The organism is Klebsiella sp. PK18, assembly GCF_057784655.1.
Genome location: NZ_CM173493.1, coordinates 696,648 through 709,941 on the forward strand (window position 1 = coordinate 696,648; position 13,294 = coordinate 709,941).

The window sequence follows — 13,294 nt, forward strand, 5'->3', positions numbered from 1 at the left end:
CCTCAGCCTTGCGGCTGGGGGCAACGCTGTTCCTTCCACTGCGCCACCGCAGCAATTCTCCGCCGCGTCAGCTCTTCGCGAATTTCCGCCCCTTTAAAGCCCGCCGCCACGACCTCTTTGGTGGAGACAGACTGCGCCACTTCCCAGGCCTCAAGCAGCAGGCGCCCCTGCGGGTAATCGCTGGCCTCGAAACCGGTGCGTCCGCGGACGTCGGCTTCGCTGGTGAGGGCGATCTGCTGCACGCGCTGCGGTTTACGCCAGGCGTCAATGCTGTCGAAGAGTTTGACGAGGGTTTTCGGCTGCAGGATCGGCAGGGTGTGGATCAAGTCATGGTACTCCGCCACCAGTTTCGCGAGATCGCGGATATCGTTTGGCACCCGCAGACGCGCGCAGATCTGTTCTACCAGCTTGACGCCCGCCGGGCCATGGCCGTGGTGACGCGGCCAGAGCGCTTTCGGCGTCAGTCCTTTACCGAGGTCATGACACAGGGTGGCGAAACGCACGTCGACATCCGGCGACAGCATCGCGGCCATCGTGACGGTCATCAGGGTGTGCAGGCCGGTGTCGATTTCCGGGTGCCACTTCGCCGGGGCCGGCACGCCGTACAGCGCGTCAATTTCCGGAAACAGCACCTTAAGAGCCTGGCAGTCGCGCAGCGTCTGGAAAAAGACCTGCGGATTGCGGGTGGTTAACGCGCTTTCCGTCTCTTTCCACACCCGCTCCGGCGTTAAATGCGCCAGCTCACCGGCCTCAACCATCGCATGCATCAGGGCCTGGGTTTCTTCGGCAATGCGAAAGCCCAGATGCGCATAGCGGGCAGCAAAGCGCGCCACACGCAGCACGCGCAGCGGATCTTCGCTAAAGGCGGGAGAGACATGGCGCAGCAGGCGCAGGCGGAGATCGTTTTGCCCGCCGTAGGGGTCGATGATCGTGCCATCGGCATCCTGGGCGAGGGCGTTGACCGTCAGGTCGCGGCGCAGCAGATCGGCTTCGAGGGTCACGTCCGGGGCGGCATAGCAGGTAAAACCGGTATAGCCCGCGCCGGATTTGCGCTCGGTACGGGCCAGGGCATACTCCTCCCGGCTTTGCGGATGGAGGAACACGGGAAAGTCGCGGCCTACCTGTTGGTAGCCCGCGTCAAGCATCTGTTGCGGGGTGGCGCCCACCACCACCCAGTCTCGGTCTTTGACCGGCAGCCCTAATAGCGCATCGCGCACCGCACCGCCGACCAGATAGCTCTTCACGCCCGATTCTCCCGTATCTGTTTTTCGCAAGATGATACGTAAGTCTGGCAGAGAAGACGAATTAGTTCATCCACCGGTCTTTACGTTTGCGGCTTGGCACCAGATGCGGCAGCACCAGACCCAGCAGCAGACCGACGCCGAGCACGCCGCCGCCGTACATGAACCACTGCATGATAATGGTGCGCTGTTTGTCATCAAGCTGCAGATTCGCCGCATTCACCTTCTTCTGCGCGACCACCAGCTCGTTTTTCAACTTCTGGTTCTCGTCCTTCAGCGCGTTAATCGCGCTGTCGCTGCCGGCGACTTTCTTCTGCATATCCGCCGTGCGCTGGTTCCAGGTGGCGTCGATGTTGTTCAGCTTATCGGTCAGCGTTTTGACCTGGTTTTCCAGATCCGGGACGCGGGTGCGCAGGCTGGGCTCATTGCTCAGCTCTTTCAACGGGATCCAGGCGGTACGGCCATTGCTGTCGCGGACCTGCGCGTAACTGGTGCTGTCGTTCGTTTGCAGCACCGACACTTCTTCCCCGGCGTTGATGGTGCCGACCAGACGATAATTATCGCCCGGGCCGCTGCGAACCCAGGTGTTCAGCTCATCGGAAACGTAGCGCTTTTCTTCTGCGTGAACCGCCGTAGCGGCGCTAAGCGCGAGCAAAGTAAAAGTAATCAGGCGTAATTTTGGCATCAGGTCATCGTTTGGTCATAAAAAGTGGAACGATAGTAGAGGCATCGCCAGAGCGACGCAAAGTTTTCCACCACAATCGGAATCATCCAGGAGGTGGCCCGGCAAAAAGCGCGTTGCATGGCGATTCGCCGCAAAATACTATCTACTGACAAAAAATATCGTCGTAAGTTCGCCGCAATTTGTCGGCGCAGCACAGAAGCGGAAGAATTCAGTCATGGCTCAAGAAATCGAACTCAAGTTTATCGTCGCTCAGAATGGGGTAGAGACGCTGCGCGAGCAGCTCAATGCGCTCGAGGCGAAACATACGCCTGCGGGCCAGTTACTGAACATTTATTACGAAACCGCCGATAACTGGCTGCGTCGTCACGATATGGGGCTGCGCATCCGCGGCGACCAGGGGCGTTATGAAATGACGCTGAAAATTGCCGGCCGGGTGGTAGGGGGGCTGCACCAGCGTCCGGAATACAATATCCCACTGGATAAACCGGAGCTGGCGCTTGAGCGCCTGCCGGCGGAGGTCTGGCCGCAAGGCGAGCTCCCGGCCGCGCTGGCGGAGCATGTCCAGCCGCTGTTCAGCACTGATTTTGCCCGTGAACGTTGGGTGATACAGGAAGGGAATAGTGAGATTGAGATCGCCCTCGATCGCGGCGAAGTGAAGGCTGGCGAACATCAGGAGCCGATCTGCGAACTGGAGCTGGAGCTGCTTGCCGGGGAGACTGCCGATCTGCTGCGCCTTGCGCACCGTCTGCTGGAGAGCGGCGTCCTGCGTCAGGGGAGCCTGAGCAAAGCCGCGCGCGGGTATCATCTGGCGCAAGGCAATGGCGAGCGTCCCGTCACCTCGCTGACGGTGCTGGCGGTGGCGGCGAAGGCCAGCGTGGAGCAGGGGCTGGAGGCGGCGCTGGAGAGCGCCCTGGCGCACTGGCTGTATCACGACGAAGTATGGCTGCGCGGCAATGCGAAAGCCAAAGCGGAGATCCTGCTGGCGTTAGCCCGCGTGCGCCATACCCTCGTGCTGTTCGGCGGCATCGTGCCGCGTAAGGCGACCACCCAGCTCCGCGCGTTGCTGAACGACGCCGAAGCCGTTCTGCTGGCCGCGGACACCGCCGACGAGGCGTTATTCCGCACCGAGGTCGTCGGCGCCAAACTGGCCCTGACTGAATGGCTGGTCCAGCGCGGCTGGCGTCCGTTCCTCAACGAGGCAGGAGAGAAAAAAATAGCCGGATCGTTCAAACGGTTTGCCGATATTAACCTCTCGCGGGTGGCGGCCGAGCTGCGCGGCGCCGTGCAGCATCTGGCGGTTGAAGATGCCGCCGACCAGTTGCCGAAGCTGTCCCGTGACATCGACAGCGTCCAGCTGCTGGCGGGCGCCTATGGCGACGCCGTCGCGCCGTGGCTGGAGAACTGGCAGGAGCTTCACCGTGCAATAGCACATGACGATCGCAGCGTCTTTGAATATTTCCGTCGCCAGGCGCTGGCTGCCGAGCCGTTCTGGCTGCATAGTGGAAAACGATAATTTCAGGCCAGGGAGCCCTTATGATGCCGCTTTCTCCGCAATTACAGCAGCACTGGCAGACGGTCGCTGACCGTCTGCCAGCGGATTTTCCCATTGCCGAACTGAGCCCACAGGCCAGGTCGGTCATGGCGTTCAGCGATTTTGTCGAACAGAGTGTGATCGCCCAGCCGGGCTGGCTGAATGAGCTTGCGGACTCCTCGCCGGAGGCGGAAGAGTGGCGGCATTACGAGGCCTGGCTGCAGGATCGCCTGCAGGCCGTCACTGACGAAGCGGGGTTGATGCGAGAGCTGCGTCTCTTCCGCCGCCAGATGATGGTCCGCATCGCCTGGGCGCAGGCGCTGTCGCTGGTGAGCGAAGAAGAGACCCTGCAGCAGCTGAGCGCCCTGGCGGAGACCCTGATTGTCGCCGCCCGCGACTGGCTATACGCCGCCTGCTGTAAGGAGTGGGGAACGCCATGCAATGCCGAGGGCCAGCCGCAGCCGCTGCTGATCCTCGGGATGGGAAAGCTGGGCGGCGGCGAGCTGAACTTCTCTTCCGATATCGATCTGATCTTTGCCTGGCCTGAGCATGGCGCCACCCGCGGCGGCCGCCGCGAGCTGGATAACGCCCAGTTCTTTACCCGTCTGGGGCAGCGGCTGATCAAGGCCCTTGACCAGCCGACGCAGGACGGCTTTGTCTATCGGGTTGACATGCGCCTGCGGCCGTTTGGCGACAGTGGGCCGCTGGTACTCAGCTTTGCGGCACTGGAAGATTATTACCAGGAGCAGGGTCGGGACTGGGAACGCTATGCGATGGTGAAAGCGCGGATCATGGGCGATAACGACGGCGTGTACGCCAGCGAGTTGCGCGCGATGCTCCGTCCTTTCGTCTTCCGCCGTTATATCGACTTCAGCGTGATCCAGTCGCTGCGTAACATGAAAGGCATGATCGCCCGCGAAGTGCGGCGTCGCGGGCTGAAAGACAACATCAAGCTCGGCGCCGGCGGGATCCGTGAAATTGAGTTTATCGTTCAGGTCTTTCAGCTGATCCGCGGTGGTCGCGAACCTGCACTGCAGCAGCGCGCCCTGCTGCCGACGCTGGCGGCGATTGATGAGCTACATCTGCTGCCGGAAGGCGACGCGGCGCTGCTGCGCGAGGCCTATCTGTTCCTGCGCCGGCTGGAAAACCTGCTGCAAAGCATCAACGATGAACAGACCCAGACCCTGCCGCAGGATGAACTTAACCGCGCCAGGCTGGCGTGGGGGATGCATACCGAAGACTGGGAGACGCTGAGCGCGCAACTGGCGAGCCAAATGGCCAACGTGCGGCGAGTGTTTAATGAGCTGATCGGCGATGATGAGGATCAGTCCCCGGATGAGCAACTGGCCGAGTACTGGCGCGAGCTGTGGCAGGATGCGCTGGAAGAAGATGACGCCAGCCCGGCGCTGGCGCATTTAAACGATACCGACCGCCGTAGCGTGCTGGCGCTGATTGCCGATTTTCGTAAAGAGCTGGATCGGCGCACCATCGGCCCGCGCGGCCGCCAGGTGCTGGATCAGCTGATGCCGCATCTGCTGAGCGAAATCTGCTCGCGCGCCGATGCGCCGCTGCCTCTGGCGCGGATCACGCCGCTGTTGACCGGGATCGTCACCCGTACCACCTATCTTGAGCTGCTGAGTGAATTCCCCGGCGCGCTGAAGCACCTGATCACGCTCTGCGCGGCGTCGCCGATGGTCGCCAGCCAGCTGGCGCGCCACCCGCTGCTGCTGGATGAGCTGCTGGATCCCAACACCCTCTATCAGCCGACGGCGACCGATGCCTATCGCGACGAGCTGCGCCAGTACCTGCTGCGCGTGCCGGAAGAGGATGAAGAGCAGCAGCTGGAGGCGTTGCGCCAGTTTAAGCAGGCGCAGCAGCTGCATATCGCGGCGGCGGATATCGCTGGCACCCTGCCGGTGATGAAGGTCAGCGATCACTTAACCTGGCTTGCCGAAGCGATCCTCGACGCGGTGGTGCAGCAGGCATGGGGGCAGATGGTCGCTCGCTACGGCCAGCCGACCCACCTGCACGATCGCCAGGGTCGCGGCTTCGCCGTTGTCGGCTACGGTAAGCTCGGCGGCTGGGAGCTGGGCTACAGCTCCGATCTCGATCTGGTGTTCCTCCATGACTGCCCGGCGGAGGTGATGACCGACGGCGAGCGGGAGATTGACGGCCGTCAGTTCTACCTGCGGCTGGCCCAGCGGATCATGCACCTGTTCAGCACCCGCACCTCGTCCGGTATTCTCTACGAAGTGGACGCCCGGCTGCGTCCTTCTGGCGCGGCGGGGATGCTGGTCACCACCGCCGACGCGTTTGCTGACTATCAGCAGAACGAAGCCTGGACGTGGGAACATCAGGCGCTGGTGCGCGCCCGCGTGGTCTATGGCGACCCGGCGCTGCAGGCGCGCTTTGACGCCATTCGTCGCGATATCCTGACCACCCCGCGGGAGGGGACGACCCTGCAGACCGAGGTTCGCGAGATGCGCGAGAAGATGCGCGCCCACCTTGGCAACAAACATCCCGATCGTTTTGATATCAAAGCCGATGCCGGCGGGATCACCGATATTGAATTTATTACTCAGTATCTGGTCCTACGCTATGCCAGTGACAAGCCGAAGTTGACCCGCTGGTCTGACAACGTGCGTATTCTTGAGCTGCTGGCGCAGAACGACATCATGGACGAGGAGGAGGCGCGCGCCTTAACGCATGCGTACACCACCTTGCGTGATGCGCTTCATCACCTGGCCCTGCAGGAGCAGCCGGGACACGTGGCGCCAGAGGCCTTCAGCCGGGAGCGTCAGCAGGTCAGCGCCAGCTGGCAGAAATGGCTGATGGCTTAACTATAAAATCGGGTGTGCTATTATCGCGCGCAAAGTTTGCGTCTCGCAGGAGAGAGTCATGAAAGTAACGCTGCCGGAGTTTGAACGTGCAGGAGTGTTGGTGGTGGGTGATGTGATGCTGGACCGCTACTGGTACGGCCCCACCAGTCGTATTTCCCCGGAAGCCCCGGTGCCGGTGGTGAAGGTGGAAAATATCGAAGAACGTCCTGGCGGCGCGGCAAACGTAGCGATGAACATCGCCTCCCTGGGGGCAACGTCGCGCCTGGTGGGATTGACCGGGATTGATGACGCTGCCCGCGCGCTGAGCCAGGCGCTGGCCAATGTGAATGTGAAGTGCGACTTCGTCTCCGTCCCGACTCACCCGACCATCACCAAGCTGCGGGTGCTGTCGCGCAATCAGCAGCTGATCCGCCTCGACTTTGAAGAGGGCTTCTCCGGCGTGGATCCGCAGCCGATGCATGAGCGCATTCAGCAGGCGCTGGGAGCCATTGGCGCACTGGTCCTCTCGGACTACGCCAAAGGGGCGCTGACCAGCGTCCAGACGATGATCAAGCTCGCCCGTGAAGCGGGCGTGCCGGTGCTGATCGATCCGAAAGGCACCGATTTCGAACGCTACCGCGGCGCGACGCTGCTCACCCCGAACCTCTCTGAGTTTGAAGCGGTGGTGGGCAAGTGTCAGGATGAAGCGGAGATCGTTGAACGCGGCATGAAGCTCATCGCCGAATTTGAACTGTCAGCGCTGCTGGTGACGCGTTCTGAGCAGGGGATGACGCTGCTGCAGCCGGGGCGTCCGCCGCTGCATATGCCGACCCAGGCCCAGGAAGTGTACGATGTTACCGGCGCCGGCGACACGGTGATTGGCGTGCTGGCGGCGACCCTGGCCTCCGGCAACACCCTGGAAGAGGCCTGCTATTTCGCCAACGCCGCGGCGGGCGTGGTGGTCGGTAAGCTGGGGACCTCCACCGTTTCCCCTGTCGAGCTGGAAAACGCGGTCCGCGGCCGGGCTGAGACCGGCTTTGGCGTGATGAGCGAAGAGGAACTCAAACAGGCGGTTGCGGCAGCGCGCAAGCGCGGTGAGAAAGTGGTGATGACCAACGGGGTCTTCGACATTCTGCATGCCGGCCATGTCTCCTATCTGGCGAATGCGCGCAAGCTGGGCGACCGTCTGATCGTGGCGGTCAACAGCGATGCCTCAACCAAACGTCTGAAAGGCGAAACCCGCCCGGTGAACCCGCTGGAACAGCGGATGATCGTGCTGGGGGCGCTGGAGGCCGTCGACTGGGTGGTCTCCTTCGAGGAAGACACCCCGCAGCGGCTGATTGCCGGTATCCTGCCGGACCTGCTGGTCAAAGGCGGCGATTATAAGCCGGAACAGATCGCCGGCAGCGAAGAGGTCTGGGCTAACGGCGGCGAAGTGCTGGTGCTCAACTTTGAAGATGGTTGCTCGACCACCAATATTATTAAGAAAATACAAAAAGATAGCGATAAATAATCTTTTCGCTATTCACCGGCTTGTACGGTGAAGCATCACGGCCCGCGATGGAGATATCGCGGGCCGTTTTTATTTAATCATGTGGAAAATGATTTAGCGCAATAAATAATCATATTAAGCGCATTTTTCGTACAAATCGCGTTAAGGTAAGCGTAAATACTGAAGTGAGTAAAGGCATATGACTGATCAGAACATCCACCGCTGAAGGAGTATGCGCATGAACCATAACGATATGTATTCAATGAAGAATTTTGATTTTTTGGCGCGGAGTTTCGCCAGAATGCACGCGCAAGGCCAGCCAGTTGATCTTCAGGCTATTGTCGGCAATATGGATGAAGAGCATCGTGAATGGTTTTGCCAGCGTTATGAACTTTACTGTCGTCAGGTAAACAGCCCGGCGGAAGCCGCCCACTAAGCCAAACGCAAAACGGGCCCCTGAGGGCCCGTTTTTTACGGCTGCTCTTCGCTGCCAGGCGTCGCTGCCTGGCGGTTTTCGAGGTCATTCAGACGCTGCTCCAGCAGCGCCAGTTTTTCGCGGGTCCGCAGCAAAACCTGAGTCTGTACGTCAAACTCTTCGCGGCTGACCAGATCCAGGCGGGTCAGCTGCGACTGCAGCGCCTGGCGGATTTTCTTCTCAACATCCTCACCCAGATCGCGAAGTCCTTTTGGCATCGACTCATGGACCTGGCGGGCGATTTGTTCAATTTTTTTCGGGTCAATCATGGTGGTTTCCTGCTCGGGTCGGATGATTGATCATTGTAGTGCTAACCAGGCCGCCTATAAACCAGAAATGTTTGAAGCTTATGCATTGCCGAGGATAGTCAATAGCGTTATAGTTATCTCGCTTATTCTCAGGGCGGGGCGAAATTCCCCACCGGCGGTAAATCAACCATCGCGTTGAAAGCCCGCGAGCGCTTCCCGTGACTACGGGAAGGTCAGCAGATCCGGTGTAATTCCGGGGCCGACGGTTAAAGTCCGGATGGGAGAGAGTAACGGCACAGTCGGGCCCAGGCCCGCTCGCGTTGACTTTTGCCGCTAAACCGGCGCTCCTAAGACTGCCCTGATTCTGGTAACCATAATTTTAATGAGGTTTTTTTACCATGAATCAGACGCTCCTTTCTTCTTTTGGTACCGCTTTTGAACGTGTGGAACACGCTTTGGACGCCCTGCGCGAAGGCCGCGGCGTGATGGTGCTTGATGATGAAGACCGTGAAAACGAAGGCGATATGATCTTCGCCGCCGAAACCATGACCGTTGAGCAGATGGCGCTGACCATTCGTCACGGCAGCGGCATTGTGTGCCTGTGCCTGACCGAAGATCGCCGCAAACAGCTGGATCTGCCGATGATGGTAGAGAACAACACCAGCGCCTACGGCACCGGCTTTACCGTTACCATCGAAGCGGCCGAAGGTGTGACCACCGGCGTCTCCGCTGCCGACCGCGTGACCACCGTCCGCGCGGCCATTGCCGACGGCGCGAAACCTTCCGATCTCAACCGTCCTGGCCACGTTTTCCCGCTGCGTGCGCAGCCGGGTGGCGTACTGACCCGCGGCGGCCACACTGAAGCCACTATCGACCTCGTGACCCTGGCTGGCTTTAAACCCGCAGGCGTGCTGTGCGAGCTGACCAACGACGATGGCACCATGGCGCGCGCGCCGGAGTGCATCAAGTTCGCTCAGCAACACAATATGGCGGTAGTCACGATTGAAGATCTGGTGGCCTATCGTCGCGAACATGAGCGTAAAGCCAGCTAAATAGCGGTTCGCTACGCCCGACCACAGCCCACTTCTTAGTGGGCTGTGTTGTTTCTGCGCTTTAACCGATGCCCATCGTCTGGAGTACCACCAGACTCAGCCCCATGACCGACATCCCGCACAAAACGCCATAGCTTGGGTTGCTTTGCGGATCGATCTCTTTCGCCAGCGGCATCAGTTCATCGACGGACAGTGCCACCATAATCCCGGCCACAGCGGCCATGATCGCTCCCATCACCAGCGGTGAGACCAGACTCCCCAGAATCAGCCACGCCAGCACGCCGCCCAAAATTTCCGCCATGCCGGAAAGCCCGGCCCAGAGTACCGCCTTGCTGCGCGACCCGGTGGCGGCATACACTGGCCCGGCAACGGCCAGTCCTTCAGGAATATTGTGCAGGGCAACGGCGAGGGCCACGCCCATGCCGAGTTCCAGGTTGTTGCTGGCCGTGACATAGGTGGCGATCCCTTCCGGGAAGTTATGCAGGCTGATACCCAACGTCAGCAGAATAGCGGTGCGACGTAAATTACGTGGACGCGGCGTGGCGGGGGTCATCAGATCCTGCGGGTGAGCGTGCGGCAGCAGGCGGTCAAGGCCGAAATAGCCCAGCAGGCCGATGACAAACATCCCGTAACCGAGCAGCGGCGACATGCCTTCGGCGGTCAGAGCGGCAGGCAGCATTTCCATCAATGAAATCAACAGCATGATCCCGGCGGCAAAGCCGAGGGAGAAGCCAAGCAGACGGTTAGAGGGTTTCTGACCAATCACGCCGAATATGGCGCCAATAAAGGTTGCGCTACCGGCTAACAGCGTCAATATTAAGGGTGATGACATCGCTACTCTCCCTGTGAAAATAAGTGCATATGAGTATATTGCCTGAGGATGCGCGTACGGGACACGTCCCTTTACCGCGACTTACATTCAAATTTTCTGACGATCATCATCATGGTTATCTGAGTTTATCCTGGCGCAAAAGCGCGTAATGTGAGCACATCACATTGACACCCTAAGGATATCATCATGTCCCCTACCCGAATGCCCGCGTTGTTTCTCGGCCATGGCAGCCCAATGAACGTGCTGGAAGACAACATTTATACTCGCGCCTGGGCTCACCTGGGCGAAACCCTGCCGCGTCCGAAGGCGATTGTGGTGGTCTCTGCGCACTGGTTCACGCGCGGTACGGGCGTGACGGCGATGGAGGCCCCGAAGACCATTCACGACTTCGGCGGTTTCCCACAGGCGCTGTATGACACCCATTATCCGGCGCCGGGCTCTCCGGCGCTGGCGCAACGACTGGTGGAGCTGCTCTCGCCTGTGCCGGTCACCCTCGATAAAGAAGCCTGGGGATTTGACCATGGCTCGTGGGGCGTGCTGATTAAAATGTATCCGCAGGCGGATATCCCGATGGTTCAGTTGAGCATCGACAGCACCAAACCGCCGGCCTGGCATCTCGAAATGGGGCGGAAACTGGCCTCGCTGCGTGATGAAGGCATTATGCTGGTGGCCAGCGGCAATGTGGTGCATAACCTGCGCACCGCCCGCTGGCACGGCGAGAACACGCCGTACCCATGGGCAGAGTCCTTCAATAACTACGTGAAGGCGAATCTGCAATGGCAGGGGCCGGACGAGCAGCACCCGCTGGTTAACTACCTGGCACACGAAGGAGGCTCGCTCTCCAACCCAACGGCGGAGCATTTCCTGCCGCTGCTATATATCCTGGGGGCGTGGGATGGTGTTGAAGCGATTACGATCCCGGTCGATGGCATCGAGATGGGCTCGCTGAGTATGCTGTCGGTGGTGGTTGGCGCCTGATGATAGTGCGCTCCGGCGATATCGTCGCCGGAGCGCGACATTATTCGACGAAAATGTGCGGATAGAAGCGCGACAGATCCTGAGTGATCAGCGCCCGATCTTCGCGAATGCCGATCCCGGCGGGCTGATCGTTGATGAGCCAGCTGCCAATCAGCGTGTAGCTGTCACCAAACTTCGGCAGGGGGTAAAACTCCTGCACGATGGTTCCTTCTTCCCCGTACGGACCTTCCACCGACTCCACGACCTTGCCCTGCTCAACAATGGAGACGTTGGCCCCTTCACGAGAGAAGATCGGCTTAATGACGTACTTCTCCATCTCCGGGTGGGCATCTTCGCTGAAGTAGGCCGCCAGCAGATTCGGGTGATTGGGGAACATTTCCCACAGCATCGGCAGCAACGCTTTGTTGGAGATAATGCTTTTCCACGCGGGCTCCAGCCAGCGCACGCCGGCGTCTTCCAGCTTGGTGGAGAACATCTCCCGCAGCATAAACTCCCACGGATAGAGCTTGAACAGGTTACCAATCACCTGATCCTGCAGATCGGTAAACTGACCTTTTTCGCCCAGACCGATATCTTCGATATAGAGGAATTCCGTCGCCAGGCCTGCTTCGGCGGCGCAGTCCTGCAGATACTGCACAGTGCCGCGATCTTCAACGGTATCGCGGCAGCAGGCCATATGCAGCAGCTGGAAGCCAAACTGCTCGCGCAGCTCGCCGAAGCGATCGATGAGCTTTTCCTGCAAACTATTGAACTGGTCGCTGCCCGCCGGCAGCTTGCCGACGTTGAGCTGGTCTTCCAGCCAGATCCACTGGAAGAAGGCCGCTTCATACAGCGAGGTCGGGGTGTCGGCATTGTTCTCCAGCAGCTTCGGCTCGCCGACGCCATCCCAGGCCAGGTCGAGACGCGAGTAGAGCGACGGCTGGTTGGTTTTCCACGACTGGCGCACAAAGCCCCAGGTGTGTTTAGGGATGCGGAATTTAGTCATCAGCTCATCGCTGGCGATCACTTTCTCCACCACCTGGAGGCACATTTGATGCAGCTCGGCGGTGACTTCCTCCAGTTTTTCCACTTGCGCGAGGGTCAGCTTGTAATACGCCTCTTCGCTCCAGTAGGGCTCGCCGTACATGGTGTGGAAGTTGAAACCGTACTCGGTCGCTTTCTCACGCCAGTCCGGACGCTCGGTAATACTGACTCTTTCCATGTGAGTTAGCCGCCCATCGAGCGAGAAGAGGACGTTGAGCCTGCGGCGCTACGCTGCATAGTCGACTGCTTCGCCACCGACTCGCCAAAACCACCGCGGGTAACGGTGGTGGTAGTTGCTGGCTTCGGCGCCATCGCGGTTTTCGGCACGTTCATGGTGCGACCCGGCTGGGCGGCGCCATAGCTCTTGCCGCTCGCATCGGTGTATTGACCATAGGCCGGGCTGGCCGGGTTTTTCGAGCTGAACAGCGGCTGCTGTTGCGCCATGCCGCCGCCCATCAGGCGGCCCATCATATAGCCGGCCATCAGCGGCATCCAGAAGCTGCCGCTGCTTTGCGCCTGCGCCTGGTTTTCCGGGGCGACGCCCGCCTGGGCTGGCGTCTGCTGGCACTGGCCTTCGCCAAACTCGGCGACGCAGTCTTCCCGGGTGGCATATTTCGGTGCGGTGCGCTCTGCCTCTTTTACCGCGTTGGTGTAGGCCGTGGTGCATTCGGCTGCTTTGCCCGGATTGGCGGCGGAGCAGTCATCGGCGTTCTGGTATAGCGACACCGTTTCATCGCTTTTTTCACAACCGGCAAGCATAAAGACCGCGGTGACGGCCAGCGCGACCGGCGTCAGATGGCGTGCGCTCCAGCTTTTGCGGAACGACGAATGATTAATTTTTTTTGTCCGTTTCATATTTGTCTTCCAGGACCCAGTGGTATGGCGTGTGTTAACGCTCAGGATAGAGGATGAGTGGTG

At 60.1% G+C, this 13,294-nt stretch carries 12 protein-coding genes, 1 pseudogene and 1 riboswitch; of the genes and pseudogenes, 6 read left to right on the forward strand and 7 right to left on the reverse strand.

Annotation, left to right across the window (positions count from 1 at the left end):
* Positions 1–2: 2 nt before the first annotated feature.
* Together AC3EMD_RS03465 and AC3EMD_RS03470 are read right to left on the reverse strand one after the other, a co-directional pair.
* Entirely contained in the window at positions 3–1,244 is a 1,242-nt protein-coding gene (locus AC3EMD_RS03465; protein WP_008806528.1) for a multifunctional CCA addition/repair protein, read from the reverse strand.
* A 61-nt stretch (positions 1,245–1,305) separates the two neighbouring features.
* The gene (locus AC3EMD_RS03470) at positions 1,306–1,926 is read right to left on the reverse strand and encodes a TIGR04211 family SH3 domain-containing protein (protein WP_008806527.1); all 621 of its coding nucleotides are present in this window, start codon (positions 1,924–1,926) and stop codon (positions 1,306–1,308) included.
* A 214-nt stretch (positions 1,927–2,140) separates the two neighbouring features.
* On the opposite strand from AC3EMD_RS03470, the gene AC3EMD_RS03475 reads away from it, so the two are divergent.
* The 3 genes from AC3EMD_RS03475 to hldE are packed head-to-tail and all read left to right on the forward strand — an operon-like array spanning position 2,141 to position 7,789.
* Complete coding sequence (locus AC3EMD_RS03475) at positions 2,141–3,439, forward strand: CYTH domain-containing protein (protein ID WP_022064948.1); 1,299 nt, start codon at positions 2,141–2,143, stop codon at positions 3,437–3,439.
* Between the two features lie 20 nt (positions 3,440–3,459).
* Positions 3,460–6,297, forward strand: coding sequence for a bifunctional [glutamate--ammonia ligase]-adenylyl-L-tyrosine phosphorylase/[glutamate--ammonia-ligase] adenylyltransferase (gene glnE, locus AC3EMD_RS03480; protein ID WP_012540540.1), 2,838 nt, complete (start codon positions 3,460–3,462; stop codon positions 6,295–6,297).
* 58 nt (positions 6,298–6,355) lie between these two features.
* Positions 6,356–7,789 (forward strand): bifunctional D-glycero-beta-D-manno-heptose-7-phosphate kinase/D-glycero-beta-D-manno-heptose 1-phosphate adenylyltransferase HldE, encoded by a 1,434-nt coding sequence (hldE, locus tag AC3EMD_RS03485; protein WP_032736431.1) that lies wholly within the window; start codon positions 6,356–6,358, stop codon positions 7,787–7,789.
* Positions 7,790–7,866: 77 nt separating this feature from the next.
* Here the strand turns inward: hldE and AC3EMD_RS03490 are convergent.
* A pseudogene (locus AC3EMD_RS03490) lies at positions 7,867–8,015 on the reverse strand (hypothetical protein).
* Here AC3EMD_RS03490 and glgS point away from each other — a divergent pair.
* On the forward strand, positions 8,007–8,204 hold the full coding sequence (gene glgS, locus AC3EMD_RS03495) for a cell surface composition regulator GlgS (protein ID WP_004205248.1): 198 nt from the start codon (positions 8,007–8,009) through the stop codon (positions 8,202–8,204). The pseudogene AC3EMD_RS03490 and the gene glgS sit on opposite strands and share 9 nt — an antisense overlap.
* Before the next feature lie 35 nt (positions 8,205–8,239).
* Here glgS and ubiK read toward each other — a convergent pair whose 3' ends face one another.
* Positions 8,240–8,512: a ubiquinone biosynthesis accessory factor UbiK gene (ubiK, locus tag AC3EMD_RS03500; RefSeq protein WP_008806522.1), complete on the reverse strand. Its 273-nt coding sequence runs from the start codon at positions 8,510–8,512 to the stop codon at positions 8,240–8,242.
* Between the two features lie 120 nt (positions 8,513–8,632).
* Positions 8,633–8,784: riboswitch (FMN riboswitch) on the forward strand.
* Between the two features lie 105 nt (positions 8,785–8,889).
* On the opposite strand from ubiK, the gene ribB reads away from it, so the two are divergent.
* Entirely contained in the window at positions 8,890–9,543 is a 654-nt protein-coding gene (ribB, locus tag AC3EMD_RS03505; protein ID WP_004174356.1) for a 3,4-dihydroxy-2-butanone-4-phosphate synthase, read from the forward strand.
* A 61-nt stretch (positions 9,544–9,604) separates the two neighbouring features.
* On the opposite strand, the gene zupT is transcribed toward ribB, so the two are convergent.
* The gene (zupT, locus tag AC3EMD_RS03510; RefSeq protein ID WP_008806521.1) at positions 9,605–10,375 is read right to left on the reverse strand and encodes a zinc transporter ZupT; all 771 of its coding nucleotides are present in this window, start codon (positions 10,373–10,375) and stop codon (positions 9,605–9,607) included.
* Between the two features lie 186 nt (positions 10,376–10,561).
* Between zupT and ygiD the strand changes: the two genes are divergently transcribed.
* On the forward strand, positions 10,562–11,353 hold the full coding sequence (ygiD, locus tag AC3EMD_RS03515; protein WP_008806520.1) for a 4,5-DOPA-extradiol-dioxygenase: 792 nt from the start codon (positions 10,562–10,564) through the stop codon (positions 11,351–11,353).
* Between the two features lie 40 nt (positions 11,354–11,393).
* Here ygiD and AC3EMD_RS03520 read toward each other — a convergent pair whose 3' ends face one another.
* Positions 11,394–12,554, reverse strand: a complete 1,161-nt coding sequence (locus AC3EMD_RS03520) for a glutathionylspermidine synthase family protein (protein WP_050887211.1) — start codon at positions 12,552–12,554, stop codon at positions 11,394–11,396.
* Between the two features lie 5 nt (positions 12,555–12,559).
* Complete coding sequence (locus AC3EMD_RS03525) at positions 12,560–13,231, reverse strand: DUF1190 family protein (protein WP_008806518.1); 672 nt, start codon at positions 13,229–13,231, stop codon at positions 12,560–12,562.
* Positions 13,232–13,294 lie beyond the last annotated feature (63 nt).